26 protein-coding genes are annotated in these 26,331 nt (G+C 69.7%); 7 read left to right on the top strand and 19 right to left on the bottom strand.

Annotated elements, in window-relative coordinates; all coding sequences use genetic code 11:
• Positions 1-16: 16 nt before the first annotated feature.
• Positions 17-478, top strand: a complete 462-nt coding sequence (locus tag VGO20_RS21770) for a hemerythrin domain-containing protein (RefSeq protein WP_327504487.1) — start codon at positions 17-19, stop codon at positions 476-478.
• 3 nt (positions 479-481) lie between these two features.
• On the opposite strand, the gene VGO20_RS21765 is transcribed toward VGO20_RS21770, so the two are convergent.
• From VGO20_RS21765 to VGO20_RS21730, 8 genes are all read right to left on the bottom strand, one after another.
• Positions 482-1,609, bottom strand: coding sequence for a CgeB family protein (locus VGO20_RS21765; protein ID WP_327504486.1), 1,128 nt, complete (start codon positions 1,607-1,609; stop codon positions 482-484).
• Positions 1,606-2,703, bottom strand: a complete 1,098-nt coding sequence (locus VGO20_RS21760; protein WP_327504485.1) for a CgeB family protein — start codon at positions 2,701-2,703, stop codon at positions 1,606-1,608. Before VGO20_RS21760 ends, VGO20_RS21765 begins: the two co-directional genes overlap by 4 nt.
• The gene (locus tag VGO20_RS21755) at positions 2,703-3,821 is read right to left on the bottom strand and encodes a CgeB family protein (RefSeq protein WP_327504484.1); all 1,119 of its coding nucleotides are present in this window, start codon (positions 3,819-3,821) and stop codon (positions 2,703-2,705) included. Before VGO20_RS21755 ends, VGO20_RS21760 begins: the two co-directional genes overlap by 1 nt.
• A 5-nt stretch (positions 3,822-3,826) precedes the next feature.
• Entirely contained in the window at positions 3,827-4,951 is a 1,125-nt protein-coding gene (locus VGO20_RS21750) for a glycosyltransferase family 4 protein (protein WP_327504483.1), read from the bottom strand.
• 29 nt (positions 4,952-4,980) lie between these two features.
• A complete protein-coding gene (locus VGO20_RS21745) occupies positions 4,981-6,312 on the bottom strand; it encodes a TIGR04295 family B12-binding domain-containing radical SAM protein (protein ID WP_327504482.1) in 1,332 nt (443 codons plus the stop codon).
• Entirely contained in the window at positions 6,309-7,409 is a 1,101-nt protein-coding gene (locus VGO20_RS21740; protein ID WP_327504481.1) for an NAD-dependent epimerase/dehydratase family protein, read from the bottom strand. The genes VGO20_RS21745 and VGO20_RS21740 overlap by 4 nt, the downstream gene beginning before the upstream one ends.
• Positions 7,406-8,524 carry an NAD-dependent epimerase/dehydratase family protein gene (locus VGO20_RS21735; RefSeq protein ID WP_327504480.1) on the bottom strand — a complete coding sequence of 373 codons (1,119 nt, stop codon included), beginning with the start codon at positions 8,522-8,524 and terminating at the stop codon, positions 7,406-7,408. The genes VGO20_RS21740 and VGO20_RS21735 overlap by 4 nt, the downstream gene beginning before the upstream one ends.
• A 307-nt stretch (positions 8,525-8,831) precedes the next feature.
• Complete coding sequence (locus VGO20_RS21730; RefSeq protein ID WP_327504479.1) at positions 8,832-9,095, bottom strand: hypothetical protein; 264 nt, start codon at positions 9,093-9,095, stop codon at positions 8,832-8,834.
• Between the two features lie 144 nt (positions 9,096-9,239).
• Here VGO20_RS21730 and VGO20_RS21725 point away from each other — a divergent pair, with 144 nt between their 5' ends.
• Positions 9,240-10,310, top strand: a complete 1,071-nt coding sequence (locus VGO20_RS21725; protein WP_327504478.1) for a P1 family peptidase — start codon at positions 9,240-9,242, stop codon at positions 10,308-10,310.
• Here VGO20_RS21725 and VGO20_RS21720 read toward each other — a convergent pair.
• From VGO20_RS21720 to VGO20_RS21710, 3 genes are all read right to left on the bottom strand, one after another.
• A complete protein-coding gene (locus tag VGO20_RS21720) occupies positions 10,307-10,801 on the bottom strand; it encodes an Lrp/AsnC family transcriptional regulator (RefSeq protein WP_327504477.1) in 495 nt (164 codons plus the stop codon). The genes VGO20_RS21725 and VGO20_RS21720 overlap by 4 nt on opposite strands.
• Before the next feature lie 50 nt (positions 10,802-10,851).
• Entirely contained in the window at positions 10,852-11,319 is a 468-nt protein-coding gene (locus tag VGO20_RS21715; protein WP_327504476.1) for a nuclear transport factor 2 family protein, read from the bottom strand.
• Positions 11,320-11,426: 107 nt separating this feature from the next.
• A complete protein-coding gene (locus VGO20_RS21710) occupies positions 11,427-12,395 on the bottom strand; it encodes a helix-turn-helix transcriptional regulator (RefSeq protein ID WP_327504475.1) in 969 nt (322 codons plus the stop codon).
• A gap of 90 nt (positions 12,396-12,485) precedes the next feature.
• Between VGO20_RS21710 and VGO20_RS21705 the strand changes: the two genes are divergently transcribed.
• Positions 12,486-13,010 carry a DUF1579 domain-containing protein gene (locus tag VGO20_RS21705; RefSeq protein WP_327504474.1) on the top strand — a complete coding sequence of 175 codons (525 nt, stop codon included), beginning with the start codon at positions 12,486-12,488 and terminating at the stop codon, positions 13,008-13,010.
• A gap of 82 nt (positions 13,011-13,092) precedes the next feature.
• On the opposite strand, the gene VGO20_RS21700 is transcribed toward VGO20_RS21705, so the two are convergent.
• The 3 genes from VGO20_RS21700 to VGO20_RS21690 form a co-directional block, all read right to left on the bottom strand.
• Positions 13,093-13,458, bottom strand: coding sequence for a nuclear transport factor 2 family protein (locus tag VGO20_RS21700; RefSeq protein ID WP_327504473.1), 366 nt, complete (start codon positions 13,456-13,458; stop codon positions 13,093-13,095).
• 106 nt (positions 13,459-13,564) lie between these two features.
• Entirely contained in the window at positions 13,565-14,302 is a 738-nt protein-coding gene (locus VGO20_RS21695; RefSeq protein WP_327504472.1) for a hypothetical protein, read from the bottom strand.
• 127 nt (positions 14,303-14,429) lie between these two features.
• Positions 14,430-15,407, bottom strand: a complete 978-nt coding sequence (locus tag VGO20_RS21690) for a zinc-dependent alcohol dehydrogenase family protein (RefSeq protein WP_327504471.1) — start codon at positions 15,405-15,407, stop codon at positions 14,430-14,432.
• A 209-nt stretch (positions 15,408-15,616) separates the two neighbouring features.
• Between VGO20_RS21690 and VGO20_RS21685 the strand changes: the two genes are divergently transcribed.
• The 4 genes from VGO20_RS21685 to astB are packed head-to-tail and all read left to right on the top strand — an operon-like array spanning position 15,617 to position 20,689.
• Positions 15,617-16,825, top strand: a complete 1,209-nt coding sequence (locus tag VGO20_RS21685) for a hydrolase (RefSeq protein WP_327504470.1) — start codon at positions 15,617-15,619, stop codon at positions 16,823-16,825.
• On the top strand, positions 16,822-17,871 hold the full coding sequence (locus tag VGO20_RS21680) for an arginine N-succinyltransferase (protein ID WP_327504469.1): 1,050 nt from the start codon (positions 16,822-16,824) through the stop codon (positions 17,869-17,871). The genes VGO20_RS21685 and VGO20_RS21680 overlap by 4 nt, the downstream gene beginning before the upstream one ends.
• On the top strand, positions 17,868-19,346 hold the full coding sequence (gene astD, locus VGO20_RS21675; RefSeq protein WP_327504468.1) for a succinylglutamate-semialdehyde dehydrogenase: 1,479 nt from the start codon (positions 17,868-17,870) through the stop codon (positions 19,344-19,346). The genes VGO20_RS21680 and astD overlap by 4 nt, the downstream gene beginning before the upstream one ends.
• Positions 19,343-20,689: an N-succinylarginine dihydrolase gene (gene astB, locus VGO20_RS21670; RefSeq protein WP_327504467.1), complete on the top strand. Its 1,347-nt coding sequence runs from the start codon at positions 19,343-19,345 to the stop codon at positions 20,687-20,689. Before astD ends, astB begins: the two co-directional genes overlap by 4 nt.
• A 55-nt stretch (positions 20,690-20,744) precedes the next feature.
• Here astB and VGO20_RS21665 read toward each other — a convergent pair whose 3' ends face one another.
• From VGO20_RS21665 to VGO20_RS21645, 5 genes are all read right to left on the bottom strand, one after another.
• Entirely contained in the window at positions 20,745-21,239 is a 495-nt protein-coding gene (locus tag VGO20_RS21665; RefSeq protein WP_327504466.1) for an Lrp/AsnC family transcriptional regulator, read from the bottom strand.
• 5 nt (positions 21,240-21,244) lie between these two features.
• Positions 21,245-22,378: a succinylglutamate desuccinylase/aspartoacylase family protein gene (locus tag VGO20_RS21660; protein ID WP_327504465.1), complete on the bottom strand. Its 1,134-nt coding sequence runs from the start codon at positions 22,376-22,378 to the stop codon at positions 21,245-21,247.
• Positions 22,379-22,536: 158 nt separating this feature from the next.
• Complete coding sequence (locus VGO20_RS21655; RefSeq protein ID WP_327504464.1) at positions 22,537-24,750, bottom strand: anthranilate synthase component I; 2,214 nt, start codon at positions 24,748-24,750, stop codon at positions 22,537-22,539.
• A 37-nt stretch (positions 24,751-24,787) separates the two neighbouring features.
• The gene (gene ilvC, locus VGO20_RS21650; protein ID WP_327504463.1) at positions 24,788-25,795 is read right to left on the bottom strand and encodes a ketol-acid reductoisomerase; all 1,008 of its coding nucleotides are present in this window, start codon (positions 25,793-25,795) and stop codon (positions 24,788-24,790) included.
• 72 nt (positions 25,796-25,867) lie between these two features.
• On the bottom strand, positions 25,868-26,170 hold the full coding sequence (locus VGO20_RS21645) for a hypothetical protein (RefSeq protein WP_327504462.1): 303 nt from the start codon (positions 26,168-26,170) through the stop codon (positions 25,868-25,870).
• Positions 26,171-26,331 lie beyond the last annotated feature (161 nt).

The raw sequence follows: 26,331 nt of genomic DNA, 5'->3' as shown, positions 1-26,331 counted from the left end.
GCTCGGGAGGACGGCATTGATCACGGATCTGATGAGGGAAGACCACGAGGCCGGGCGGGAGATCTTCGCCGTCGCCGGCAATTCCCCGTTCGAGGCGACGGCGGAGCGCGAGGCGGCCCTCTCGCATCTGGTCCGGTTGTGGCGGGCGCACGGCGCCATGATGGAGGAAGCCGTTCTCCCGGCGCTCGACGGGACGTTTGAGAACCCCGGGGCGCTCTCCGACGTCCGGGAGCGTCAGGCGACGGTGGCGGAGCTTGCGGCCGACCTAGCCCGCCGGGCCGACCGGTCGAACGATCAGGATCTCGGCGACCCCAGCCTGTGGTACACGGATTTCGAGCGTCTCAAGGCGACATTCGAGGAACAGTGCCTCATCGAGGCGGGAACCCTGATCCCGCTGCTCCAGCATGACCTCGCCCCGGAGCGCATCGGTGTCCTGACGCGCACGGCGCGTGCGGTCAGGCTGCGCGAAGGGGTGTAGGCGTCAGGCCGTGCTCGCGGGCCTGCGCGTCGTCGCGAACGCTTCGGCCGCATACGCTTCGAGCTCGGCGGCACGGTGGGCGGCCGTATGGCCCTTGAGCACGCGAGCCCGGGCCGCGTTGGCGAGCGCCTGCCGGTCCTCCTCGCCGAGGTCGCGCAGATGTCGGAGCACGTCCTCGGTTCCATCGACCACCAGGATCTCGCGCCCCGGCTCGAACACGGCGTCCAGACCCTCCCACCAGTCCGACAGGATCGGCGTGCCGCAGGCGGCCGCCTCGAACAGCCGTACGCTCGGCGACCAGCCGGCGGCCACCATGTCCGCCCGCGTCACGTTCAGCGTGAAACGCTGGGCGTTGTAGAAGCGCCGATGTTCCCCCGGCGCCAGATGGTCGATGCGGGCGACGTTGGCTGGCCACTCGATGCCGGCCGGGTACTGCGGTCCCGCCACCGTGAACCGTCCCTCCGGCCAAGCGCGCGCGGGCTCGATCAGCAGCCGGTCGATCTTGGGCTGGCGGTCGGGGCTGTAGGTCCCGAGATAGCCGAGGTCCAGCGTCTCCGGCGCCGTCCCGGGGAAGTAGTCGTCGGGATCGACCGAGCAGTAGAGGGCGCGTGCCATCGCGGCGCCGTATTCGCTCTCCAGCCGGTCGAGCGTCGGTCCCCCCGTGAAGGACAGGTAGAGATCGTACTCGGAGATCAGGGCGGGAGTGAGGTACTCGGTGTCGCCGCGGACGAGCTTCGCCAGGGTCACCGGAGTGTCGATATCGTAGAAGGCGACGAGGCCGCGTGCCGTTTCGATCGCCCAGGCGCCGACATTCACGCCGTCGGGCACGAACGAGCCGACGACGACGAGATCGGCCTTGGCGACGAGCGCACCGTAGCGCGAGGCCAGATCGTCCAGGTCGCCGTAGAGGCCGAGGCGGCACCAGGGCGGGTCCGGCAGGTCCCGGTTCTCCGCATACCAGGGCTTGTCGCATTCCAGGAACGTGACCCGGTGGCCTCGCCGTGCAAGCGCCTTTACGAGCGCCCTATACGTCGTCGCGTGTCCATTGCCCCAGGATGAGGTTATGGAGAGCCCGAGGAAGACGATGTCCAGCTTGATCCTGGCCTTGGCTTCCAGAACGAGATCCGTCATGGCCGCACCGTCGCCTGTGCCCCCCGGCTTGCGAGCAGCCGCTCGACCTCGCGGGCGCGATGGGCGTAGGTATGCTCGTCGAGCATCCGGGCGCGTGCCCTTTCGCCGATCCGGCTCGCATGGTCGGGAGTGAGGGAGGCGACGTGCCGCGCCACCTCGTCCCCGTCGCGCGCGACGAGGACCTCGCGATCGGGTTCCAGGAACAAGTCGATACCCTCCCAGGCGTCGGTCACGAGGCACGCTCCGGCCCCGGCCGCCTCGAAGACGCGGGTTGGGGGCGAAAAGCCGGTCTCGGCCATGCTGTCGCGGGTCACGTTGAGCACGGCGAGCGCGGAGCAGTTCAGGGCGTTGTGGTCGGCGGTGTAGACGTGCCCGAGGTCGTGCACGTTGGCCGGCATCGGCTTGTCGGCCCAGCCGCTGCCGCCGAGCAGGAACCGGTGCCCGGGCAGGCGTGCCGCCGCGTCGAGGAAGAAGGTCTCCACCCGCCGTTCCCGGTCGGGCAGGCGGTTTCCGACGAAAGTCAGGTCGGCGGCGAAGCGCGGGTCATGGGGCACCGGATGGTGCGTCTCCGGGTCGAGCGCGTTGTAGACGGGCGTGCAGAAGCGTGCGCCGAAGCCGCGATAGGCGTCGACCACCGGCGCGCCGCCGCCGTAGGTCAGCACCATGTCGTAGCGGGCGACCTCCCGCCTGAACGGGTCGTCGGGGTCGGCGCGCATGCGCGCGAGCGTCGCAGGTGCATCCACGTCCCAGAAGATCGCCAGTGCATCCGGCCGCTTCATGGCCGGCACCGCCGCTTCCAGCAAGGCGTCGTTGGCGCCTACGCCGCTGGCCTTCACGATGACGTCGGCGCCGCGCGCCTGATCGAGCGCGGCCTCGGCGCTCGCGGGGTCGGCGCCGTAAACGACAACCTTTGCCCAGGGCGGATCGTCGATGTCGCGGTGTTTCTGCCGTTCATAGGCATCCGGCTCGTAGAAGGTGACCCGGTGCCCGCCGGCGGCCAGCGCGCGGATGATGCCGCGGTAGTAGGTGGCCGCCCCGTTCCAGTAGGCCGAGACGAGGCTCGATCCGAAGAAGGCGATGTCGAGCCCCGCCATCAGCGCGCCTCCATCAGCAGCGGGTTTTCCGAGGCCAGCGATCGGCACAGCCCGATCAGCTCGTCCACGCGATGCGCGCAGGTATGGCGGCTGCGGATCGTTTCCAGCCCATGCTCGATCAAGCTCTGCCGCAGCCCATCGTCGTTCAGCACGTCGCGCAGCCGGCTCTCCATCTGGGCCCGGTCGCTCGCCACCAGGAAGTCGGTTCCCGGCCTGAACAGGCTTTCGCTGTCCTGCCAGGGCGAGCTGACCAGGGGTATTCCACAGGCGAGCGCTTCGAAGACGCGGATCGTCGGGATGCCCGGCAGGCTTTCGGAATAGTAGCGCCGGGGCACGTGCACCGTGGCGCGGAACCTGGCGAACGCCTCGGGGGCGAGGTGGTTGGGCAGGTATCCGGCATAATGGGCGCCCGAGAGCATCAGCGCGCTCCGGGCGTCGTCGGGATAGCGTACTCCGTAGATGCGCGCCTTCAGCTTCAGCGCGCGGATCGGCAACAGCAGGAACTCGCCCAGCTCCACCGAACGTTCGCCATCGCCCCAGTTGCCGACCCAAACCAGATCGCCTTCCACGGGGCGTCCCTCCAAGGGCCGGAACAGCGCGGTATCGGCCGCCTCGTGCCAGACCCACGCCTGTCGGCCCCACCCCATCATGCGGTAGATCTCCGCGATCACCGCGCCGTAGGCGAGCACTCCGTCGTAGGCGGAGAGATCGTAGCGCGCCATGGCGTGCGGATCGCTCATGGTCCGGTGATGGGTGTCGTGGAACAGCAGGCGGAACCGGCCGCCGTTCGCACGCCGCCGGCCCAGCCGCGCTATCAGGTCGTGATCGTTCCATTCGTGCACGATCACGACGTCCGCGCCGTCGAGCGCCAGGTCGAGGTCTATGGTCGCGGGGTCGTAGAGATGCGAGTCGAGCGTCGGGAATGCCTCCCGGAACTCCTCGACGGCTCTTTCCCCGCGGTCCGCGAGCAGGTTTCGACGGCTCCAGCCGTCTTTCGGCTCGTAGACCCGGACGTGGTGCCCGCGGTTGACGAGCTCGCGCACGATCCCGCGCAGGAAATGCGCGTTGCCGTGGTTCCAGTCCGAGACCAGCGAATGGGAGAAGAAGACGAAGCGCATGACGCTCAACGTTCGGCTGGGGATGGGAGGATGGCGGGAGCGGCGGTGGCCGCGCCGCGTCCGGCGAAGGGGAAACCGGCAGCAGGTTCCACCAGGATGTCCGAGTAGGCCGAGACGTAGCCCTCGGTCATCCGGTCCGCAGTATAGCGGCGCGCACGCGTGCGTGCCGCATCCGACATGCGGTCGCGCAACGCATCGTCCGCGGCGAGCCGGCGGATGGCCGAGGCCAGGGCCTCCACGTCGTCCGGGGGCACGAACAGCGCGGCCTCGTCCCACAGTTCGCGCAGGCTCCCGATGTCGCCCAGCACGAGGGCGCAGCCGGCCATCGCGGCTTCCAGCACCGAAAGGCCGAACGGCTCGTAGCGCGCGGGCATCGCGAAGACGGCGGCCCGGGCGAACCACCGCGCCAGCTCGGCGGACGGCAGGGCGCCAAGGCAGCGCACGCCGTCGAGCGGGATGCTGCCGCCTTCGGGATGGTCGGCGGCGCCGGCGAGCACCACCGGCCATTCCAGGTGCTTGGCGGCTGCGGCCAGCGCTGCGACGTTCTTGGCATCGTCCCACAGCCGGCCGGCGCCGAGCACGAGCGGCTCCTTGCGGCCGGGGGGATAGCGCCGCGGGTCGCGCCCGTTGTGCAGCACGCGAGCGTGGGGCAGGGGACCGTACAGGGCGCGCGCCTCCTCGAGCATGGCCCGGGTCGGCGCCGTCACGAGCCGGGCCGCCGCCAGTCCGGCGCGCACGCGGCCGGCATAGCCGTTCCACTCGGCCGGGGCGTCGGCACCGTGGACATGGCGCCACCAGGACAGCACGCAGCTATGCACGACGGCCAGCACGGGGGCCGGGAAGGGGAGGGCGGCATGGGCGAAGCCGTTGACGTGCACGATGTCGGGCCGGGTCCGCCGCTCGAGGGCCAGCAGCCAGTCGCCCGAGCGGGCCACGTCCTCCTCGCTGTCGCGCATCCATTCGAGCCGGCAGTCCAGATGGTACAGGCGCAGTCCCGGGATGGGGCGCAGGCGGGCGGGTTGCGGTGCGGCGCCCAGTGCTGCCAAGTCCACCGATATGCCGTGCTCCGCCAGCCCCGCCGCCAGTTCCAGGGAGTAGTCCCAGACGCCGCCGATCGTGTCGGTCGTCATCAGCACCCTGCGCACGGGCGTCCCGCACCTCACTGCGCGGGCCCGTCGCCTGCCCGCCTGCGCGGGCGCGAGGGCGTGCGCTCCAGCACGTCGAGCGGAAGTGGATGGGCCTCCTGTATGTCGCTGAAGTCGACGTGGTGGTGCAGGTAATGATCGTGGGCGCGCTCCCAAGCGCGATCGTCGGGCAAGCCCCACAGCTTGCGGTAGTCGGGCGAGCCGGGATACGGAAACAGCGGCACCGGCTCGTTGGCCCAGACGCCATGCTCGCGCAGATGGTCGCGCCACGCCTCCACCTCGGCCGGATCGTCGGTACCCGCCTCGATCAGATTGGCCTGGACGAAGGGAACGGTGCGCCGGGCATGCACAAGCCGCTCGGTCAGCTCATCGGTCGACATCCGGCACTTCTTGTCGAGCGCCTGACGTCCTTCCGGCGTCAGGCTTTCTACCCCGGCCTCGATCGAGACGCATCCGGCGCGCCCCAGCAGGTCCAGCATGTCCGGCTTCCAGAGGTCGATGCGGGTCTGGATGCCGAACTCGACCGGCCGCTCGGCCAGTGCCTCCAGCAGATCGGCATTGGGCAGGAAGATTTCGTCGATGAAGTAGACGTATCGGACGCCCTGGGCGATCAGGCCGTCGATTTCCTCCAGGATCACCGGTACGGGACGGCGCCGGTACTTGTCGCGGAAGTTCTCCTTGGCGCAGAAGCTGCACGTGTAGGGACAGCCGCGCGATGCCTCGACCTCGGCGCCGGGGCCTGCCGGCTCCCGGTCGAAGCGATGATGATGGTGGTGGTGACGGGCGACCCACTCGTCCGGCCAGCGCAGTGCCGGAAGGTCGGTAAAGCGGCCGGCCCACGGCCCGCCGCGGACCGTTACGTCCTCGTAGGCGGCGCCGCGCGGGCCGTAGACGACGGAGGGGATCGCCTCCAGCGGCTCTTCGGCGAGACGGGGCAGAATCTCCTCGAACTCGCCCATCACCAGGATGTCGACGCCGAGCTTGCCGAAGGCGGCGCGCGGCGTCGTGGACCCGTGCGGCCCGACCGCGACCAGGGTGCCGCCGATGTCCGACAGGGCCGTCGCCATGGCCTGGGGAACACGCAGCTCCGGCGGCGCGCAGCGCCAGAAGAGATAGCTGGGAGCGGTCGTGATCACGGTGAAATCCGGACGCAGGGCCGAGACCCGCGCCCGAATGTCGCTCTCGGACAGCCCGAAGAGTTGGCCGTCGATGATCTCCGCCTCGTGTCCGGCCCGCTCGATCAGTGCCTTGGCGTAGCCGAACTCGAGAGGGAGATGCGGTTCCCGGCACCCGAAATAGATGCTGCCCTCGAAGCTCCAGCCCGGATTGATCAGTGCGAACCTCATGACGCGGCCCTCCGCTGATGCGGCGTGCCCGCTCCGTCGAGGCGGTTCTCGGCGAGCCAGCGGGCCAGGCGCTCGACGCCGCTTGCGACGGCCACCTTGGGCTGCCAGCCGGTCGATGCCCGAAACCGGCCGGTGTCGGACACGTAGTAGCGTTGGTCGCCGGGCCGCCAGGGGCCGTAGACGACGTTGGGCCGGCGTCCGGTCAACTCGCCGATCAGGTGCAGCAGCTCGCGCAGGCTGATCGCATTGGCGGGACCGCCGCCGATGTTGAACGCCCGGCCGGAGAGGTCGGTGATCGCCTCGCGCGCGAGCAGCATCGCCTCGATGAGGTCGTCGACGAACAGGACGTCGCGAACCTGCCTGCCGTCGCCGTACAGCGTGATCGTGCTGCCCTGCAGCGCGCTGAGCAGGAAATGCGCGACCCATCCCTGGTCTTCGGTTCCGAACTGGTGGGGGCCGTAGATGCAGCTCATGCGCAGCACGGTCGCGGGCAGCCCGTAGGTCCGGGCATAATCGAGGACGTACTGGTCGGCGGCCCCCTTGGAGCAGCCATAGGGGCTGTGGAAGTCGAGTGGCCGGTCTTCGGAGATGCCCGATGCGCACAAGGCGGGATCCGCCGGCTGCCAGCGCTCGTCCGCCCGCTCGATCGCGATGTCGTCCAGCCGGCCGTAGACCTTGTTGGTGGACGTGAAGACGAGCGGTGGCGGGGAGGCCTGCGCGCGCACCGCCTCCAGCAGGTTGAGCGTGCCGCGGGCGTTCACCTCGAAATCGTCGATCGGGTTGGACAGGCTCGTCGTGACTGCGACCTGAGCCGCGAAATGGTAGACGGCGGACGCTTGGGACACCGCCCGCCGGACCGTGGCGGCATCGCGCATGTCGGCGATCTCGACCGTGACGGCGTCGCCGTGCTTCTCGCGCAGCCACAGGAGGTTCTGCTCGACCCCCGGCCGGGCGAGGCTGTCCAGCACGATGGCGCGGTGACCGGCGGTGGCGAGGCGGTCGACCAGATTGGTCCCGACGAAGCCGGCTCCGCCGGTGACCAGGACCGGGCGCCGGTCGGCGGTGCCCACCGGCGTGGGAGTGGTGGGCGGGGTCATGCGGACAGGCCCCTGGCCGCCAGCTCGCGTTGCATCACCTCCACACGATCCACTGCGACCTGGCCGGCGAGCCAGTCGACCAGTTCGCCCAGCCCGTCCTCGAGCGCGACTTGCGGCTGGTAGCCGAGCAGCTCGCGTGCGCGCCGGATGTCGGCAAAGCAGTGACGGATGTCGCCGACACGGAATTTCCCGGTGATGCCCGGTTCCAGTCGAGGCTTGTCCATCGCCTCGGCCAGCTTGCGCGCCGCCTCGCGGACGGTCATCTCCTCGTCCGTGGAGACGTTGAAGACCTGCCCGTCGGCGCGATCCGACCGCAGCGCCAGCACGCAGCAGCGGGCGACGTCGCCGACATGGACGAAATTGCGCCGCTGGAGCCCGTCTTCGAAGATCAACGGCGGCTTGCCGTTCAGCAACCGCGAAGCGAAGATCGCCAGCACCCCCGTATAGGGATTGGAGAGAGCCTGGCGGGTGCCGTAGACGTTGAAGAAGCGCAGCCCAACCGTGGGAATGCCATAGGCCTGGCCGATCAGCAGGCACATGCGCTCCTGGACGTATTTGTTGAGCGCGTAGATGGAGGCGAGACTGGGCGTCTTCGTCTCGGGCGTCGGGATCGGGACGAGATCGCCGCCGTTGCCGCTCGCGGGCTCCCAGAGCCCGGCCTTCAGGCGGTCGACGCTCCGCTCCTCGATGATCACCTCGTGGCCGTGGGCGTCCAGGTACATCCCCTCGCCGTAGATGCTCATGGAGCTCGCGACCAGCAGCTTCTCCACCGGCCGCTCGATCAATGCCTGCAACAGCGTCGCGGTACCGAGGTCGTTCACCCCGACATAGTCGCCGACCTGGTACATGCTCTGTCCGACACCGACGAGCGCCGCGAAGTGGTAGACCGCGTCGACGCCGTCGAGCGCGCGGCGGACGGCGTCCGGATCGCGCACGTCGCCGACTTGAAGTTCGATGTCGGCCGCGAGGTAATCGGGACGTTTCTGCCCTGGTCCATGGACCTGCTCAGATAATACGTCCAGCACTCGGACTCGATAGCCAGAAGCCAGCAGTTCGTCGGCAACATGAGATCCGATAAAGCCCGCGCCACCGGTGATCAGGATCGTTTTGGGCATCGGTTCCTCTTCTTCTTCTCTCCCGTAAACGTGAGCGGGAGGAGTAAAGTTCCCCGATGGTTTTTGGGGAAATAAGAGGGGGATGACGGCACGTGGGGCACCACCGCAGGCAAGAGCATTCCCCCCGAGGAAAGGCTCGGGTCGAAAAGGAGTGCGGTTGCCCCCGGCGGGAGCGACGGAAGCGGAGGATCCGCACTCATCGCCCGTCGAGGGGGCAACTCACCCTATTGGTCGGGGAAACCCGGTGGCACTTGGAATGTTCCCTTCGCGGGCCGCAGGCCGCGGAGGGGTGGTTTCGCAGCCTTCCTCAATCGCCTTCGGCCTCGGCCGCCATCTCCTCGGCGAGGTCGGCGGCCATGTCGGCGAACAGAGGCGCATCGACGGTGAGGCCCTGGCGCTCGCAGATGCGCACGAAGATCCGGTACGCGTGGAGGATGGCGACGTCGAACATCACGTCGTCGGCCTCCTCGCTGTGCCGATCACGGATGTCGTTCTCCTTCAGCGTCTGCGTTATGTCCAGTTCCGCTGCCTCGAGGACGGCTTCCATGGCTCGTTTGTGGAGGTTCGACATGACCTCGTTCCCTTGCTTCGCTGATCCGGGCTCAACAGCCGGCCGGCACGGTTGGTGACGGAAGCCGGGCGACCGGCGGATGCTTCTCTTGCCGCCGGTTACCCCCTATCCTCCGGCGGGTGATCCCGCGCGATGGAGCTCCCGATGTCAAGCCCGATCCGCTGGCCCGAAGAGGGCGATGGCGTTGCACGCGCCCGCCAGCTCGGCCTCGCCTGCGGCCGGTTGCGACCGGGCATCCGCAACACGATCACGGACGTCCCGGGCGTGCAGGTGGGGCATGCGACGCTGGCCGAGGGATCGGTGCGGACGGGCGTCACGGCGATCGTTCCGCATCGCGGCAATCTCTACCGGGACAAGCCAGTCGCGGCAGCCGAGGTCATCAACGGCTTCGGCAAGAGCATCGGATTGATGCAGATGGACGAGCTGGGCGTGATCGAGACGCCGATACTGCTGACCAACACCTTCGCGGTCGGCACCTGCGCCATGGCGCTGATCCGGCACGCCATAGCCGCCAATCCCGACATCGGCCGGGAGACGGCGACCGTCAATCCCGTCGTGTGCGAGTGCAACGACGGCTTCCTCAACGACATACAGGCGCCGGCGGTCACCGAGGCGCATGCGCTGGCGGCCCTGGCGGCGGCCGATGCCGACTTCGCCTCCGGGGCGGTCGGGGCCGGCAGCGGCATGAGCGCCTTCGGCTTCAAGGGCGGGATCGGCAGCGCCTCCCGTCGCCTGAAGCTGGACGGCCGGGTCTTTCACCTCGGCGTGCTGGTGCTGGCCAATTTCGGACGGCCGGGCGACCTGACGCTGCCGGACGGGCGCCGCGTCGCACCGCCCGCACCCGAGCCCGGCGCGGCTGCCGAGCGCGGCTCGGTGATCGTGGTCGCCGCGACCGACGTGCCGCTCGACGCGCGCCAGCTCCGCCGCGTCCTGCGCCGCGCAGGAGTGGGGTTGGCGAGGCTCGGCAGCTTCTGGGGGCACGGGAGCGGCGACGTGGTCCTCGGCTTCACGACCGCGAACCGGGTCCATCATGACGAGGTGGCCGACCTGATCGCGGTCACCGTCCTGAACGAGGCTCGGATCGACCGCCTCTTCGAGGCCATGGCCGAAGCCACCCAGGAGGCGGTGCTGGACGCGCTCGCCGCGGCCGTCACGACCACCGGCCGTGCCGGCCACCACCGTCCCTCGCTGCGCGACGTGCTGCGCCCCGGCTAGGCATCCGGTGCGGTGAGCAGGTCGAGCGGGAAGCCGGAGAACGGCTTGCTGCGTTCGATGACCTCGTGACTGCGGATGCGCGCGATCCCGAAGCCGCCGGCGAGCAATCCGGCTTCCATGGTGCCGTAGTGCAGGTGATCGCGGCAGACGACGTCCATGGTGTAATCGTAGGGCCCCGCGATCTTGTAGCAGCTCACGACCTCCGGGATGCCGGCGACGGCCTGCTCGAAGCGCCGGAAATCCTCCTTGCGGTGGTTCTCCAGCGTCACTTCCGCCATCAGGCGCACATGCGGCAGGCAGGCATCCAGGTCGATCTCGGCGAGGTAATGCCGGATATAGCCTTCTCTCTCCAGCCGCTTCACCCGCTCGAGGCAAGGCGACGGCGACAGCGCCACGGCCTCGGCCAGGTCGAGGTTGGTGATCCGTCCACTCGTCTGGAGCGTCTGCAGGATACGAAGGTTGAGGCGGTCGAGCTTGAAGGGGTTCGGCATGGCGCTGGCGGGTTGGGTGTGTCGGGACGATAGCACGCCTGCCCGGGCGGTCAGTACGGATTGGCCAGCGGGTCCTGCAGCGGGCCGGGGCTGGACTCATGGTAGTGGATCACCCTCCAGCCCTCTTGCGACCGGCGGAAGACGAAGGTGACCCGGGCATCGGCGAGGTGCGGCTCACGCCGCCCCTTGAACACGGCCGCGAAGTGGAAGGTGCACCAAGCGAAGGCTGCGTCTCCGAGAATGCCGACCGACAGATCGTCGACCGACATCCGCATCACCGTCTCGAACTGCCTGGCGACGCGTCGATAGTACCGCGCTATCCCCTCCAGGTCCCGTATCGGTGAAGCCGCTTCCAGCGCGACGTAGATCAGGTCTGCGTAGTCCCGGTCCCAGAGGGAGGCGAGCCGGTCCACATCCATCGTCTCGAAGCCGAGGCGGTAGCTCTCGACCAGGGCCGTGATCGCTTGCCGGTCATGACCTTCGCGGTCGGCCGGCGACATGTCGGTTGGGCGGTTCATTGCAGGCTTGCTCCCGGAGTTTCGCGTGAGGAGCAACTGTTCTGGAGCCTCGATCATGGTTGAGGTCAAGGCCTGATGGAGCCCGGGCGCGCCGCCTGCCGAAGCCTTCACGGAGCCAGGCCATAGCGCCGCGCAAGCGCGGCAACGACGGTCGTGATGGCATGGCGCAGTTGGGCAGGGGCGAGGATCTCGACTTCGTCGCCCAGCCTGATCAGGTCGCTTACCGCGCCGTCGATCGATTCGATGGGAAGCTCGACGATACGCCGGCCTTGCGGGTCCGGCGGGCCGGCGGACCGGACGGCCCGCGCCGCGATGCCGTCGGTGCGCTCCAGCGCGCGCAGTGCGCCGGGGGATGCCCGCAGCACCGCGCGATCCTGGCGCATGCGGTTCTCGTAGTCGTTGGCGAAGTGCGCCCAATGGGCGGCCAGGTCGAAGCCGGCCGGCCGCTCGAAGACCCTTTCGCCGACCTCCATGTCGAGGATGCCGCCCACCCGGTACGTGCGGACCTGTTCGCCGACCCGGGCCACCAGGTACCAGAAGCCCGCCTTGAGCACGAGGCCGAGCGGGTCCGTGTCACGCTCGACCTCGCCCTTCCAGCTCTCGTAGCGCATGCGAACCGACCGGCCGGTCCAGACCGCCAGGGCCAGGGTGGGCAGCATCTCGACCTGCTCGGCCTTCCGGAACCAGCCGACGGGGTCCAGGTGGAAGCGCGAGCCGATGCGCTCGGCGTCGCTTCTCGTAGCCTCGGGCAGAGCGGCCAACAGCTTCAACCGGGCCTGGGCCATCGCCTCCCCCAGGCCGAGTTCGGCGGCCGGTCCCGGCAGGCCGGCGAGGAACAGGGCCTCGGCCTCCCGGGTGTCGAGGCCGGTGAGGCGGGTACGATAGCCCTCCAGAAGCTGGAACCCGCCATTGTGTCCCTTTTCCGCGTAGACCGGGACGCCGGCGGCGCTGAGCTGGTCGATGTCGCGGTAGATCGTCCGCACCGAAACCTCGACCTCGTCGGCGAGGGCGCGTGCGGTCAGGCGGCCGCGCGTCTGCAGCAGCAGGAGGATCGAGAGGAGACGGCCGGAGCTCATGAAAATCGACCATAGCCGGTTTTACCTGACATGGGATGGCAGTCATGACGATGCATCATCCCGTCGCATTTTCATCGAATGGAGGCTGGGATGGCGCGTCCCGACGACACCACGAGCCTGGCGGAGAGCCACGGCGGCATGCCGGTGCGGACCGGCGCCGGCGATTTCGATTTCCTGATCGGCGAGTGGCGGGTACGCCACCGAAGGCTCGAGGAGCGGCTGACCGGCAGCACCGAATGGGACGAGTTCGGCGGCACGACGACCGCGCGCAAGATCCTGGGCGGAAACGGCAACATGGACGAGAACCGGATCGACCTGCCGAACGATCCTTACCTGGCCGTGACCTTGCGCCTGTTCGACCCCGAGAAAGGACGATGGTTCATCTACTGGGTGGACAGCCGGATGCCCGAGGCCCTCGATCCGCCGATGGTCGGCGGCTTCGACGACGGCCGCGGCGTCTTCTATGCCGACGACACCTTCCGTGGCCGGTCCATCCGGGTTCGCTTCCTCTGGTCGAGTTCAAGCGCCACCGCCTGCAGATGGGAGCAGGCCTTCTCGCCCGACGGCGGGGAAAGCTGGGAAACCAACTGGATCATGGAGTTCACCAGGGTCTGACCGACCGTCGGAGACGGCCCGGCGGCCCCGCAGCCGATGGCCCCGCAGCCGCGGCCCCTCGGCCATCGGCTGCGGGGCCGGTTCACGCGACGGCAGGGACCTTGTCCAGGAACCCCGTCACGCTCTTCAGGCGGTCGCCGTCCAGGATGGCGAAATCGGTGCCTTCGACCAGGCTTTCGCCGCCTTCCGGGCCGAGGGTCCAGGAAAAGCGTACGCGATCGCCGTATCCGTCCGGCGTCCCCTTGACTGCGAAACGCAGGCCGGGGAAGCGCGCGTGCACGGCTCCGACCAGCGCGTCGATCTGATCGTGCCCTTGGCCCTGCATCAGCGGATCGACGTAGGTTCCGTCCTCGACCCACGCACGGGCCAGCAGCGCGCGGCGTCGTGCCGGGTCCGTCTCGTTCCATAGTGCGACGTAGCGCTCGGCGATTGTCACGGCATCGGCCATGGCAGGTCTCCTTTCCGGTTGCCCGATCATCCGGGCCGGCGAATTCTCGACGGGCGGGGCTCCCGCGTCGATTACGCCGGACGTCAAGGCGGGCCCGGTCCGGTGGTCAGCCGACCAGCAGCAGGAGGAGCCCGTAGCCGGCCACCCCGCCCGCGAAGGGCAGGAACCGGCTCTTGCGTTCCTCCGGGAGTTCCTCCTTGAGGACGTTGAGGATGACGCTGCCGGACAGGAAGGCGAAGAGCATCGCCACGGCGGTTTCGGACACCTCGACCATGAGGCCGGCGAGCCATCCGGCGACGACGGCTCCGGCGATCACCCAGCGGGCGGTCCGGTCGTAGGCGGACTTGTAGTCCTGGCGCAGGCCGAAATCGTTGGTCAGGAAATGCAGCGCCATGGCGATCGTGTAGGTCGCCAGCGGCCATGCGCCGAACGTCTCCCCGTGGAGCAGAAGGTACCCGATCAGGACGTTGTAGACGGCGAAGGAGCTGATGTGCAGCCAAAACGCCCCGGCCTCGGGCCTGTCCTCGCCGCTACGGGCCTGCCTCTGCGCGCGCGAACCGCGCACGCGGCGCTCGAGGCCGTAGAATACGGCCAGCCCGGCCAGGGCGATCGCGTAGATCTCGGTTTCCAGCAGGCTGGTGTCCGCCGTGCTGCCCCGTTCCTCGATGCCCCGCTGGTGGAGGCTCAGTTCCGGGAGGATGTGCAGGAACACGTACGCGACGGCGACGCCTCCCGCCAGCGACAGCCAGCGGCTGCGCGGTACCCCTTCCAGGAGACGGAGCTTGCCGACGAACAGATGGACCAGGACGAACACCAGGACCGATGCGGCGGTCAGGACGGGCATGTCATCTCCGAGACGATCGCGACGGCGCCCATTATGGCGCGCCGTCCTCGGCCGGGGGTGCCGCCCCTGCCGCACGCGTTCAACGTCCCGTGCCGCGGTCTGATCCTGAATTCCTTTCCGGAAATGCTCAGAGCGTGATCAGGACCTTGCCGTTGCGGCCCGGCCGACCATCGTGAACGAGGGCGTCTGTCACGGCCGGCAGAGAATAGCGTGCCTCGATCGCCGAGGCGGCGACGCCGTCGATGGCAAGGTCCCACACGGCGGCAAGGCCGCGCTCCATCGTCTCACGGCCGGCGGCATGTACCCAGTTGCGCAGCCAGAAATATTCCAGCACGACGTCTTGCCGTCGGGCCGGCAGGCCGGGGGGAAGGGGCTGGCCGGACAGGAGGCCGTAATGGATCATCCGGCCGCCCGGGCGCAGAGCCAGGGCGAGGATGGCCCCCTCCCCGCCGCCGACGGCGTCCAGAGCCAGATCGTAGCCCCGGCCGCCGGAAGCCTCGGCGAGCCGCGCCCCCAGATCGGGGCAGGAGGAGTTCAGCACCGCCGCGACGCCGAGCCCCTCCAGCAGCGCGTGTGCCGCGGAGCTACGCACGAGCGCCACCGGTTCGACCCCGCGCCGGTTGGCCATGCGGATCAGGATGCGCCCGATCGCCGATCCGGCCGCATTCACGACGACCCTCGCGCCCGGCGCCTGGCCCGCGCGCTCGTTCAGCATCACCCAGGCCGTCAGCGGGTTGATGTAGCCGGTCGCGGCCCGTTCGTCCGACAGGGCATCCGGGACGCGGAAGCACCAGCGCGCCTCGGTCGTCTTCACCTCCTGCCATGCGCCGGCACTGCCGACCGGCAGCACCCGGTCGCCGACGGCAAGCCCGGTGACGTCCGCGGCCACCGCCTCGACGACGCCCACGCCCTCGAAACCGGGAACGAAGGGGAGCGGGGTCCGGGTCGCGTAGGCGCCGGATATCGTGACGATGTCGGAGGGGTTGATGGCGCTGGCGATCATGCGCACGCGGACCATTCCGCCATCGAGCGGCGGCGGCTCGTAGGGTTCGATGCGCACGGTTTCGGGGGCTGGGCCGAAGGCCCGTATCACGGCTCGGATCATGGGGTGAACCATGCGGCACCCGGGGCGCCCCCGCAACCGGGTGCCTGTCGCCGGCAGGACCCGTCGCCCGCACAACATTCTGCCGCACCGGGCCGCGGAGGCAGGACCGCGCGGTCCCGCGCCTGTCCTTCGGAAGCTCCTGCGGCGAACCGCGCGCCATAATCATAGAAGGTCCGAACGAGGGGAGCTGGCCGGGCATGGACGCGGACATGGCACGATACCGACCGTACCTCGACTGGCTCGACGGCGAGGCGGGCGGAATGGCGGCACTGGTCGAAGCCTGGGCCGAGATCGGCTCGGGCACCGCGAACATCGCCGGCCTGGAGAGGATGGCGGACGAGCTGACATGCGCCTTCGCTCCGCTGGGCGGGGCGGCGGAGCGCGTTCCGCTGCCGCCGGTGAGCGTGATCGGCGCCGATGGCGAGCCGCGGGAGGTCCGCCATGGCGACCTGCTGCGTTTCACCCGCCGGCAGGAGGCACCCCGGCAGGTGCTGCTGGCGATACATTACGACACGGTCTACGGCATCGATCATCCTTTCCAGCATTGCCGCCGCCTCGACCCGGATACCCTGAACGGGCCAGGGGTCGCCGACGCCAAGGGCGGTATCGTGGTGATGCTGTACGCACTGGCGGCACTGGAGCGCAGCCCCTTTGCGGGTGGTCTCGGCTGGCGCGTCGTGCTGAACCCGGACGAGGAGACCGGTTCGCTCGCTTCCGCGCCGGTGCTCGCCACGGCCGCCAGGGGCGCCGAGTTCGGCATGCTGTTCGAGCCGGCGCTGGAGGACGGGACCATGGCCGGCGCCCGCAAGGGCAGCGGCAACTTCACCCTGGTCGTGCGCGGGCGCGCCGCCCATGCCGGCCGTGACTTCGAACGCGGGCGCAACGCCCTGACCGCACTGGCCGCGGCGGTCGGCGAGATCGACGCGCTCAACGGCCGCCGGCCGGGGGTTACCTTCAATCCGGGCCGGATAGAGGGTGGGGGCCCGGTCAACGTCGTGCCCGATCTGGCGCTGCTTCGGTTCAATGTCCGCGTCGCCGAGCCGGCCGACGCGAGCTGGGCGGCGGCGGAGCTGGAAGCGGTCACCGGGCGCCTGCGGAACCGGGACGGTATCCGGGCCGAGCTTCACGGCGGATTCAACCGGCCGCCGAAGCCGCGCGACGGGGCTACGCGGCGGCTGATGGAGTGGGTCGGGAGGCTCGGCGCGGATCTCGGGATCCCGGTCGGCTGGCGGGACACCGGAGGGTGCTGCGACGGCAATAACCTCGCGGCGGCAGGCCTCCCCAATGTCGATACGCTCGGCGCCCGTGGCGGTTCCATTCACAGCGCGGACGAGTTCGTTCGCCTGGACAGCCTGGCCGAGCGCGCGAAGTTGAGCGCATTGATGCTGATGCGTGCCGGCGCGGGAGAGCGGATATGACGGTCCTTGGCGACGACGTGGTGGTCCGCCCCGTTCGGCGCGACGACTTGCCGGGACTGATCCGGCTCGCCGAGGGTACGGGGACGGGGCTCACGACGCTGCCGGCCTGCGGCCAGGCGCTCGGCTTGAGGATCGAGCGCTCGCTCGCGGCATTCTCGAGCCGGGCGGAGGAGGCCGACGGCGACTGCTACCTGATGGTCCTGGAGGATGCGGCGACGGGTTCGGTCGTCGGGACCAGCGGCATCTTCGCCGGGGTCGGGCTCAGCAAGGCGTTCTACAGCTATCGCATCCTGACGTTGACCAAGGCCTCCGCCGATCTGGGCGTCAAGGTCGACACCCGGATCCTCCAGCTCGTCAACGACTATGCAGGGGCGACCGAGGTCGGCACATTGTATCTGGCGCCGGGCTACCGCCGGCATGGCAACGGGGGGCTGCTGGCGCGCTGCCGCTACCTGATGATGGCGGGCTTCCGCCGGCGTTTTCCCGAACTGGTGCTGGCCGAGATCCGGGGCTGGCAGGATGCCGACGGGCGTCCGCCCTTCTGGGAAGCGATCGGCCGGCATTTCTTCCGCATGTCGTTCGAACGGGCCGACCTGCTGAGCGGGCTCGGCAACAGTCAGTTCATCGCCGACCTGATGCCCAAGCACCCGATCTATGTCGACCTGCTGCCGAAGAATGCGCAGGACGCGATCGGCCGGCCGCACGAGGCGGCACGGCCGGCGCTGCGCCTGCTCGAGAGCGAGGGATTCCGGTTCGGCCGGGCCGTGGACATCTTCGATGCCGGTCCGGTGGTCGACGTGCGCCGCGACGACATCCGCACCGTGCGGGAGAGCCGGGAGGTCGAGATCGCCGGGCTGGCCTCCGCGCGGGACGGCCTCGTGCCGCATCTGGCTGCGACGGTGGACATGGAAGGCTTCCGCGTGGCCCGGACCCTCGTCCGGCTGCGCGACGACGGCAGGATCGACATGGATGCGGGGGCCGCCCGGCGTCTGGGCGTCGGCGCCGGCGACAGGATCCGGATAGTGGCCGAGGAGATGAAGGCATGATGCGTCGCGCGCTGTTCGTCGGTGGACCCCAGGCCGGCTGGCGGGAGGGGCACGGCCCCGAGCTCGCCTCGTTCGACCCTGCCACGGGCCGGGAGGTCTGGCGCGCCCGCACGGCGGACGATGGCGACGTGGACCTCGCGGTGACCGCGGCGCGGCGGGCCTTCGAGGACTGGGCCGCGCGGCCGGCGGAGGAGCGCACCGCGCTCGCCGAGAGGTATCGCGGCGTGCTGGAGGCGCGCCGCGACGCGCTGGCGCACGCGATCTCGCGCGAGACCGGAAAGCCGTCGTGGGAGGCCGAGACCGAGGTCGCCTCCATGATCGGCAAGGTCGCGATCTCGGTCGCGGCATATCACGAGCGCACGGGTGAGCGGGCATCGGCGGCGCCGGGCGGCGGAACGGCCGTCCTGCGCCATCGGCCGCACGGCGTCGTCGCCGTGTTCGGTCCCTACAACTTTCCGGGACACCTGCCGAACGGCCATGTCGTTCCCGCCCTGATCGCAGGCAACGCCGTGGTGCTCAAGCCGAGCGAGCTGACGCCCATGGTCGCCGAGCACATGGTCGAGTGCTGGGTGGAGGCCGGCCTGCCGGACGGCGTGCTGACCCTGGTGCAGGGCGGGCGGGAGACCGGGGCGGCACTTGCGGACCACGACGGTATCGACGGTCTGTTCTTCACCGGCAGCGCCTCGACCGGGGAACTGCTGCACCGCCGCTTCGCCGGGCGGCCGGACCGCATCCTCGCCCTGGAGATGGGCGGCAACAACCCGCTGGTCGTCTGGGACGTCGCCGACGTCGAGGCGGCTGCGGCGCTGGTGGTGCAGTCGGCCTTCCTGACCGCCGGCCAGCGCTGCACCTGCGCACGGCGGCTGATCGTGCCGCGGGACGCGCGAGGCGACCGGCTGCTGGATTGCGTGCTGGACCTGGCTGGGCGCCTCGTGATCGGCCCGTTCGACGGCCCGGAGACGCCGTTCATGGGGCCGGTGATCTCGAACGCCGTCGCCGACGGTCTGCTCGCCGCCCAGGATCGGCTGGTCTCGGGCGGAGCCGTGGTGCTGCAGCCGATGGAGCGGCTGCGCACCGGGCTTCCTTTCCTGTCGCCGGGCCTGCTCGACGTCGGCCCGCTCATGGACCGCCCCGACGAGGAGCTGTTCGGCCCGCTGCTCCAGATCGTCCGGGTGGACGATTTCGACGCCGCGGTCGCCGAGGCCAACCGTACCCGCTTCGGCCTCGCCTCGGGGCTGGTGTCGGATGACGAGCGCCTTTGGCAGCGGTTCAGGCTCAAGGCCCGCGCCGGGATCGTGAACTGGAACCGGCCGCTGACCGGGGCTTCGAGCGCGGCTCCCTTCGGCGGGATCGGCGCCAGCGGCAATCACCGGCCGTCCGCCTACTATGCGGCCGACTACTGCGCCCACCCCGTCGCCTCGCTGGAGGCCGGGTCCCTGCCATCCCCGGCGGCCATGAAAGGAGTGCGCCCGTGACCGCGCAGGAGGTGAACTTCGACGGATTGTCCGGCCCGACCCACAACTACGCGGGCCTGTCCTACGGCAACGTCGCTTCGGCAGGGAACGCGCGCAGCGTCTCCAACCCGCGCGCGGCGGCGCGCCAGGGGCTGGCGAAGATGAAGGCGCTGGCCGACCGGGGCTTCGCGCAGGCCGTGTTGCCGCCGCATGAGCGGCCCTTCGTGCCGGTATTGCGCGCCTTGGGCTTTGCCGGTGCCGATGCGGCGGTGGTCGAGGCGGCGTGGCGGGCCGATCCGAATCTGGTGCTGGCATGTTCTTCGGCTTCCGCGATGTGGGCCGCGAACGCCGCGACCGTGTCGCCCGCCGCCGACACGGCCGACGGGCGGCTGCATGTCACGCCTGCCAACCTCGCGGCGATGGTCCATCGGGCGATCGAGGCGCCGGTGACGGCGCGGATCCTGCGGTCGGTCTTCGCGGACGAGCGCCGCTTCGCGCATCATCCGCCGTTGCCGGCCCTGGAAGCCTTCGGGGACGAGGGGGCCGCGAACCACACGCGCCTGTGCGCCGGCCATGGTGACCCGGGGGTCGAGCTGTTCGTCTACGGCCGGCGCGCCTTCGGCGCTGGGCAGTCCAAGCCGAAGCGCTTCCCGGCCCGCCAGACGCTGGAGGCCTCGGCCGCGGTCGCGCGGCGCCACGGCATCGGGGCGGAACGCGCGGTGTTCGCCCAGCAGAACCCGGACCTGATCGATGCCGGCGCCTTCCACAACGACGTCGTCGCGATCGGCAACGGCCCCGTGCTGTTCCACTACGAGGGGGCCTTCGTCGATACGCCCGGCGTCGTCGAGGAGGTGCGGCGCAAGCTCGCGGACCAGGCCGAACTGACCGTCGTCGAGGTGCCGGCGGCGGCGGTGCCGGTGGAGGCGGCGATCCGCAGCTACCTCTTCAATTCCCAGCTCCTGACCCTGCCGGACGGGACCGGCATGGTCCTGGTCCTGCCGGAGGAGAGCAGGGAGGAGCCGAGCGTCGCAGCCTATCTGGAAGGGCTGCTGGCATCGGGCGGTCCGATCCGCGAGGCCTTGCATTTCGACCTGCGCCAGAGCATGCGCAATGGCGGCGGCCCGGCCTGCCTGCGCCTGCGGGTCGTGCTGAACGAGGCGGACCGGGCGGCGGCGAACGGAGCCGTGTTCCTGGACGACGCGTTGCATGCCCGGCTCGCCGGCTGGATCGACCGGCACTACCGCGACCGGCTGGAAGCCGACGACCTGCGCGACCCGGCGCTGCTGACGGAGGGCCGGGTCGCGCTGGACGAGTTGACGGGCATCCTGGAACTGGGGCCGGTCTACGATTTCCAGCGGGAATGACGGGACCGTTCGACGGCTTCCCGTCCTGGCGCGGCGGATACGCGGCGGGGTCGTGCTACGCCTCCGGCTCGACCAGCTTGTCCAGCGGATATCCCGCGAAAGCCTTCGTCCGCTCCAGTACGACGTGCCCGACGAACTTGGCGACGCCGAGCCCGGAGTCGATGATCCGTTCCGACAGCTCGTAATAGTGCCGGATGTCACGACAGACGATGCTGAGCGTGTAGTCGAAGGGGCCGCTGATCTTGTACGCGGCGACGATCTCGGGAATGGCGCGGATCGCCTCGGCAAATCGGCGGAAATCCTCCGGCCGGTGGTTCTCCAGCGTCACTTCGGCGAAGACCCGCACGTTGGAGCAGATGAGGTCCAGGTCGATGTCGGTACGGTAGCGGCGGATGCAGCCCGACGCTTCCAGCCGCTTCACCCGCTCCAGGCAGGGGCTCGGCGAAAGGTTGACCAGGCGGGCGAGCGCAAGGTTGGTGATCCGCGCCTGGGTCTGCAGCGCCTGGAGGATCTTGAGATTGGTCCGGTCGAGCCGGAACGTGCCGGCCATCGTGCTCAGTCCGTAAGCAGTTTGCCCGAGCGGCCCGCCAGCGGGACCGCGCCCGCCACCTTGCACACGACGTCCCCCGGCCGGGCGAGGCGCGTCGCCACGCGCGCGAACAGGATGCCGTCGGTGCGGCTCGCAAGCGCCGAGCGCGCGCCCGTCATGGGCTCCGTGACGTGGCCGACCACGTCGCCCGCCCGGATTTTCGCCCCCGGCTCGGCAACGAAGCTCAGCACGCCGGCGACCGGCGAGCGCACCGTGTCGACGCCTTCGAGGGGGCTGGCCTCGCACCGGGCATCGGGTAGCGGTCCCGGATCGCCGGCCACCGCGCCGCGCCGCTGCAGGAAACGGAACAGGTTCAGCGCATCCGCTTCGGCCAGATCGTCGCGCACGTCGCTTTCGCCGCGCAGCTCGACCGTTGCCGACAGGCAGCCTTGCGCAATGGGCTGCCGGGGGCCGAAGCGCTTCGACAAGGCGACCCAAGGCCTGGAGAACGCCTCGTCGAAGGGGTCGCCGCCCGACACCTCGGCCAGCAGCACGGCTTCCGCCCCGAGCTGGCGGGTGAGGTCGTCGGCGTCGGGCCAGCAGGCGGTGCTGGTGTAGACATGCATGACGGCCTGATTGTCGCAATGCAGGTCGAGCACGATGTCGGCACCGAGCCCGAGCCCGTAGAGCGTCCGGCGTAGATGCTCGCCCTCGTCCACGGCGTCGCCGCCGGCCGCCTCCCAGCAGGCGCGCAGCGCCTCGCGCACCAGGACGACGTTGGCGGCGGCGTCGCTGCCGAGCCGGCCGTCCAGCCAGGCGGCGGCCGCTTCGTCGTGGTTGGGGAAGTGGCGGTTGAAATTGCGCCCGTTCGCCAGTTCGAAACGCCCGACGTGATGCGCCATCAGGTGCTGGTCGAGGCCGATCGGGTTGGCGACCGGCAGGACCGTGATCCCGCCCACGACCTTTCCCCGGGCATCCGCATCGTCCAGCAGCCGCATCAGATGGTGCAGCACCAGCGCGCCCGGCAGTTCGTCCGCATGCAGGGCCGCCTGGAGATGGACGTGCGGACGCCGGTCCGGAGCACCGTAGCGGTGCAGCGTCAGCGCCCGGCGAGTGCCGAGGCCGGCCGCCGGAAGCGGGATCTCGATCGTGGACTTCATGGGCGTGCTCCCGCCGGCGGACAAAGGTGACGGATGCCCACGGCATCCGTCACGACGTTGGTCCATCCTGGCGGGCTCGGCGTCAAGCCACAACTTTCTCGACGCCGCCTACGACGCGGGTGAAACCGGCCCGATGCGGGCGACCCCCGAAGGCCCGCTCAAGCCTGGCATGCGGGCATGTCCCGGTCCCGCGTGCGTTCCGCCGGGTTTCGGCGCGCAAGGCCGGACATGACGTTGGCAATGATGCGATAGCCGATGTCGTCCGCGGCGGTCATGATCGACTCGGGGTGGAACTGCACGCCCGCGACAGGCAGGTGCTCGTGCTCGAGCGCCATGATGACCCCGTCGCGCGAGCGGGCGGTCGGCAAAAGGACCGACGGCAGCGTCGTCGGGTCGGCCTGGAGCGAGTGGTAGCGGCCGACGGTGAAGCGCTCGGGGAGGCCTGCGAACAGCATCCTATGGTCGCTGATCTCGATTTCCGCCGGTTTGCCGTGTTGGGGTACCGGCATGACGCCGAGCGTTCCGCCGAACGCCTCGGCAATTCCCTGCATGCCCAGGCATACCCCGAATACCGGGATGCCGCGATCGACGCAGGCTCGAATCCCGTCCGGGACGCCGAACTCCGACGGGTTGCCCGGGCCCGGCGAGAAGACCGCGAGGTCCCATTCCTCTCCGGCGAGCGCGCCCTGTACGACGTCGTGCCGGAGTACCGCCATCGATGCCCCGGTCGCCCGGAAATAGCTCGCCAGCGTGTGAACGAAGCTGTCCTCGCAGTCGACCATCAGGATGCGCTTGCCGCGATGCGCCTCCACGCCGAGCCAGGGCGGTGGGCGCCGGACCGTGCCGGGGCCGGCGCGGACCGCCGCCAGCGTCGCGCGCAGCGCCTTCGCCTTGGTCGTCGTTTCCTCCTCCTCGGCCACGGGGTCCGAATCGGCGAGCAGCGTCGCTCCGACCCGGATTTCCGCGGTCCGGTCCTTGAGGCGGATCGTTCGCAGGGTCAGTCCGGTGTTGACGTTGCCGTCGAAGCCGAGCCAGCCGACCGCCCCGCCGTACCAGCGCCGCGCCGTGCGCTCGTGGCGCTCGATGAACGAGATCGCCGCGCGCTTGGGTGCCCCCGTCACCGTCACCGCCCAGGCATGGGACAGGAAAGCGTCCAGTGCGTCGCAGTCCGGCGACAACGTTCCTTCCACGTGGTCGACGGTGTGGATCAGGTGACTGTACAGCTCGATCTGCCGCCGCCCGATCACCCGCACCGAGCCGGGCAGGCAGACCCGGCTCTTGTCGTTGCGGTCGACGTCGGTGCACATCGTCAGCTCGGCCTCGTCCTTGCGCGAGTTGAGCAGGGTCCGGATGTGCTCGGCGTCCTCGATCGCGTCGCGGCCGCGCTGGATCGTGCCGCTGATCGGGCAGGTCTCGACCCGGCTGCCGGTGACGCGGACGAAGATCTCGGGCGAGGCGCCGACGAGATATTCGCCGTCGAGGTTGAGCAGGAAGGTGTAGGGGCTGGGGTTGATGCGGCGCAACGTATCGAACAGGACCGAGGGGGCGGCATCGCACGGTTCGTAGATGCTGCGGCTCGGCACGACCTCGAACAGGTCGCCCCGCTGGAAGAACGCCTGTGCCTGCTCGACCAGGGCCGCATACTCGCCGGGCTGGAAATCGCCGGGACCGGGCAGGGTGCGCGGCATCCGGCCACGGTAGTCCCGTACCGGACCGGTACGCGGCAGGCCGGCCGTCGACCGGCCTTCGACGGCGAAATCATAGTCGTAGCGGATCGCACGCTGGCGCTGGTGGTCGACCACGACGAGGCTGTCCGGCAGGTAGCCGGCATAGTCGCGCTGATCGTCCGGCCTGTCCCGCAGCCCGCCGATCGGCTCCACCTGGTAGATCAGATCGTAGCCGAACGCACCGTACAGCCCGAGATGCTGATCTTCCGGACTGGCGAAAACCGCGAGCACGGTGCGCAGGACGCTGAACACCGAGGGCTGGCGCGTGCGTGCGGCCTCGTCGAACGGTGCCGTCGGCGCGATCACTTCGCCCTCGATCGCGGTGGCGCCGACGGTTGCACGCCCGACATGGGGATGTGAAACGATCGCGGGGCGCAGGGCCGCGAGCAGCACCTGCCCGCGCTCGTTGGCCGCCGACAGCACGAAGCGGCCCGCTCGCGTCGTCAGGTGGAGCGGCGGGTCGATGAAACCCATCGCCCACCGGCCGTAACGGTTGGGATACTCGTAGTCGCTGCCGAGCAGGACGCCGCAATGCTCGTCGAGCGCCCGCATGATGCCGTCGAGGGCGCCGGCGAAGGTGAGCTCGGTCGCGGTCCGGGTCACCTGGATGTTCCCGGCGGTCTCATAGGCGAAGGATTCCGTCATGAACGCCCCCAGTTGCGGTGAAGGAGCGGAGCGCGGTTCACGCCTTCGGCGCGTTTTCCGCGATCCATGGCATCATCGCCCGCAGCCGTTCGCCGACCTCCTCGATCGGGTGCTCGGCGGCACGGCGGCGCATCGCCTTGAAACTGGCTTGCCCGGCGGCGTTCTCGAGTACCCATTCGCGAGCGAAACTGCCGGACTGGATCTCCTCGAGGATGCGCTTCATCTCCTGGCGCACGCCCGGGCCGATCAGGCGGCGGCCGCGGGTATAGTCGCCGTACTCGGCAGTGTTGGAGCAGGCCCGGCGGGTTCTCGCCATGCCGCGCTCATACAGGAGATCGACGACCAGCTTCACCTCGTGCAGGCATTCGAAATAGGCCATTTCCGGTGCATATCCGCCTTCGACCAAGGTCTCGAAGGCCGACAGGATCAATTCGTTGAGACCGGCGCACAGCACCGTCTGCTCGCCGAAAAGGTCGGTCTCGCACTCTTCCTTGAAAGTCGTCTCGATCACGCCCGCGCGACCGCCGCCGATCGCCGACGCATAGGACAGCGCGATCTCAAGCGCGTTGCCCGATGCGTCGCGATCCACCGCGACCAGGCACGGTACCCCGGCGCCGCGCAGGTATTCCGAGCGGACCGTGTGTCCAGGCCCCTTCGGCGCGATCATGAATACGTCGACCTCGGGCCGCGGCTCGATCAGGCGGAAATGGATGTTGAAGCCGTGGGCGAAGGCCAGCGCCGCCCCGTCCTTCAGGTTGGGGGCGATCTCCTCCGCGTAGACTTTCGCCTGCAACTCGTCGGGGATCAGAATCATCAGCACGTCGGCCCAGCCCGCCGCCTCGGCCGGCGTCATCACGGCGAGGTTGGCCGATGCGGCTCCTTCAGCCGCTGCCGAGCCCGGTCGCAGCGCCACCGCCACCTCTCGCACGCCGCTGTCGCGCAGGTTCTGCGCATGCGCCCGGCCTTGGTTGCCGTAGCCGAGGATGGCGACTTTCCTGCCCTTGATCACATTCACGTCCGCATCGCGATCGTAATAGACACGCATGGGGCTACCAGTCCTTCTGGAGCCGGCCGGCAGCCGGCATGGGTGAAAAATTTCAGCGTGGTTACAATTCCGTCAGCTGGCCTGCTCCACCCGAGGGGCCGACCGGCATGGCAGCCGGTGCAGATGGTCGGTCGGCACGCCGCCGACGACGGTCTTGAGCTGCGGGTCGCCTCGCCGGTCGCGTTCGACCTGGACGAGCGCGGTCTCGCCGGCATCCTCGACGATGAAGACGTCTCCGCAGGCATCCATGCCTGCTCTGATGCGTGCGGCGACTTCGCGGCTGGACAGAACCCAGTTGTTGCCGCCGAGATGGGTGATTTCGGCGGCGGCGCCTCTGTGGCGCCTTGCAATCCACGTCACTCGATGAGCCTGCATGTCGATTCTCCGCATCTGCGGGCGACCCGTCCCACGCCCGATCCCTGGCCGAACGGAAGCGGTGCCGCCCGTCGTTTCCAACGGCGACCGTCTTGACTTGCAGTCACGGCACGAGACTTGCCGGGCTTCGGCATCCCGATGCCGGAGGCACGGGGCCGAAG

The organism is Arenibaculum sp. (genome assembly GCF_035998295.1).
Classification (GTDB): Bacteria; Pseudomonadota; Alphaproteobacteria; order Azospirillales; family Azospirillaceae; genus DASYHS01.
Note: the sequence above shows the minus strand (reverse complement) of the source record. Positions and strands in the feature narration are given on the sequence as shown.

Coding starts and splice junctions, on each gene's coding strand:
- VGO20_RS21740 (WP_327504481.1), bottom strand. CDS start 7,409: ATGACCCCGCCCACCACTCCCACGCCGGTGGGCACCGCCGACCGGCGC.
- VGO20_RS21745 (WP_327504482.1), bottom strand. CDS start 6,312: ATGAGGTTCGCACTGATCAATCCGGGCTGGAGCTTCGAGGGCAGCATC.
- VGO20_RS21730 (WP_327504479.1), bottom strand. CDS start 9,095: ATGTCGAACCTCCACAAACGAGCCATGGAAGCCGTCCTCGAGGCAGCG.
- VGO20_RS21690 (WP_327504471.1), bottom strand. CDS start 15,407: ATGATCCGAGCCGTGATACGGGCCTTCGGCCCAGCCCCCGAAACCGTG.
- VGO20_RS21700 (WP_327504473.1), bottom strand. CDS start 13,458: ATGGCCGATGCCGTGACAATCGCCGAGCGCTACGTCGCACTATGGAAC.
- VGO20_RS21760 (WP_327504485.1), bottom strand. CDS start 2,703: ATGGCGGGGCTCGACATCGCCTTCTTCGGATCGAGCCTCGTCTCGGCC.
- VGO20_RS21655 (WP_327504464.1), bottom strand. CDS start 24,750: ATGACGGAATCCTTCGCCTATGAGACCGCCGGGAACATCCAGGTGACC.
- ilvC (WP_327504463.1), bottom strand. CDS start 25,795: ATGCGTGTCTATTACGATCGCGATGCGGACGTGAATGTGATCAAGGGC.
- VGO20_RS21750 (WP_327504483.1), bottom strand. CDS start 4,951: ATGACGACCGACACGATCGGCGGCGTCTGGGACTACTCCCTGGAACTG.
- VGO20_RS21710 (WP_327504475.1), bottom strand. CDS start 12,395: ATGAGCTCCGGCCGTCTCCTCTCGATCCTCCTGCTGCTGCAGACGCGC.
- VGO20_RS21665 (WP_327504466.1), bottom strand. CDS start 21,239: ATGGCCGGCACGTTCCGGCTCGACCGGACCAATCTCAAGATCCTCCAG.
- VGO20_RS21660 (WP_327504465.1), bottom strand. CDS start 22,378: ATGAAGTCCACGATCGAGATCCCGCTTCCGGCGGCCGGCCTCGGCACT.
- VGO20_RS21720 (WP_327504477.1), bottom strand. CDS start 10,801: ATGCCGAACCCCTTCAAGCTCGACCGCCTCAACCTTCGTATCCTGCAG.
- VGO20_RS21765 (WP_327504486.1), bottom strand. CDS start 1,609: ATGACGGATCTCGTTCTGGAAGCCAAGGCCAGGATCAAGCTGGACATC.
- VGO20_RS21705 (WP_327504474.1), top strand. CDS start 12,486: ATGGCGCGTCCCGACGACACCACGAGCCTGGCGGAGAGCCACGGCGGC.
- VGO20_RS21685 (WP_327504470.1), top strand. CDS start 15,617: ATGGCACGATACCGACCGTACCTCGACTGGCTCGACGGCGAGGCGGGC.
- VGO20_RS21645 (WP_327504462.1), bottom strand. CDS start 26,170: ATGCAGGCTCATCGAGTGACGTGGATTGCAAGGCGCCACAGAGGCGCC.
- VGO20_RS21755 (WP_327504484.1), bottom strand. CDS start 3,821: ATGCGCTTCGTCTTCTTCTCCCATTCGCTGGTCTCGGACTGGAACCAC.
- VGO20_RS21715 (WP_327504476.1), bottom strand. CDS start 11,319: ATGAACCGCCCAACCGACATGTCGCCGGCCGACCGCGAAGGTCATGAC.
- VGO20_RS21725 (WP_327504478.1), top strand. CDS start 9,240: ATGTCAAGCCCGATCCGCTGGCCCGAAGAGGGCGATGGCGTTGCACGC.
- astD (WP_327504468.1), top strand. CDS start 17,868: ATGATGCGTCGCGCGCTGTTCGTCGGTGGACCCCAGGCCGGCTGGCGG.
- VGO20_RS21695 (WP_327504472.1), bottom strand. CDS start 14,302: ATGCCCGTCCTGACCGCCGCATCGGTCCTGGTGTTCGTCCTGGTCCAT.
- VGO20_RS21735 (WP_327504480.1), bottom strand. CDS start 8,524: ATGCCCAAAACGATCCTGATCACCGGTGGCGCGGGCTTTATCGGATCT.
- VGO20_RS21680 (WP_327504469.1), top strand. CDS start 16,822: ATGACGGTCCTTGGCGACGACGTGGTGGTCCGCCCCGTTCGGCGCGAC.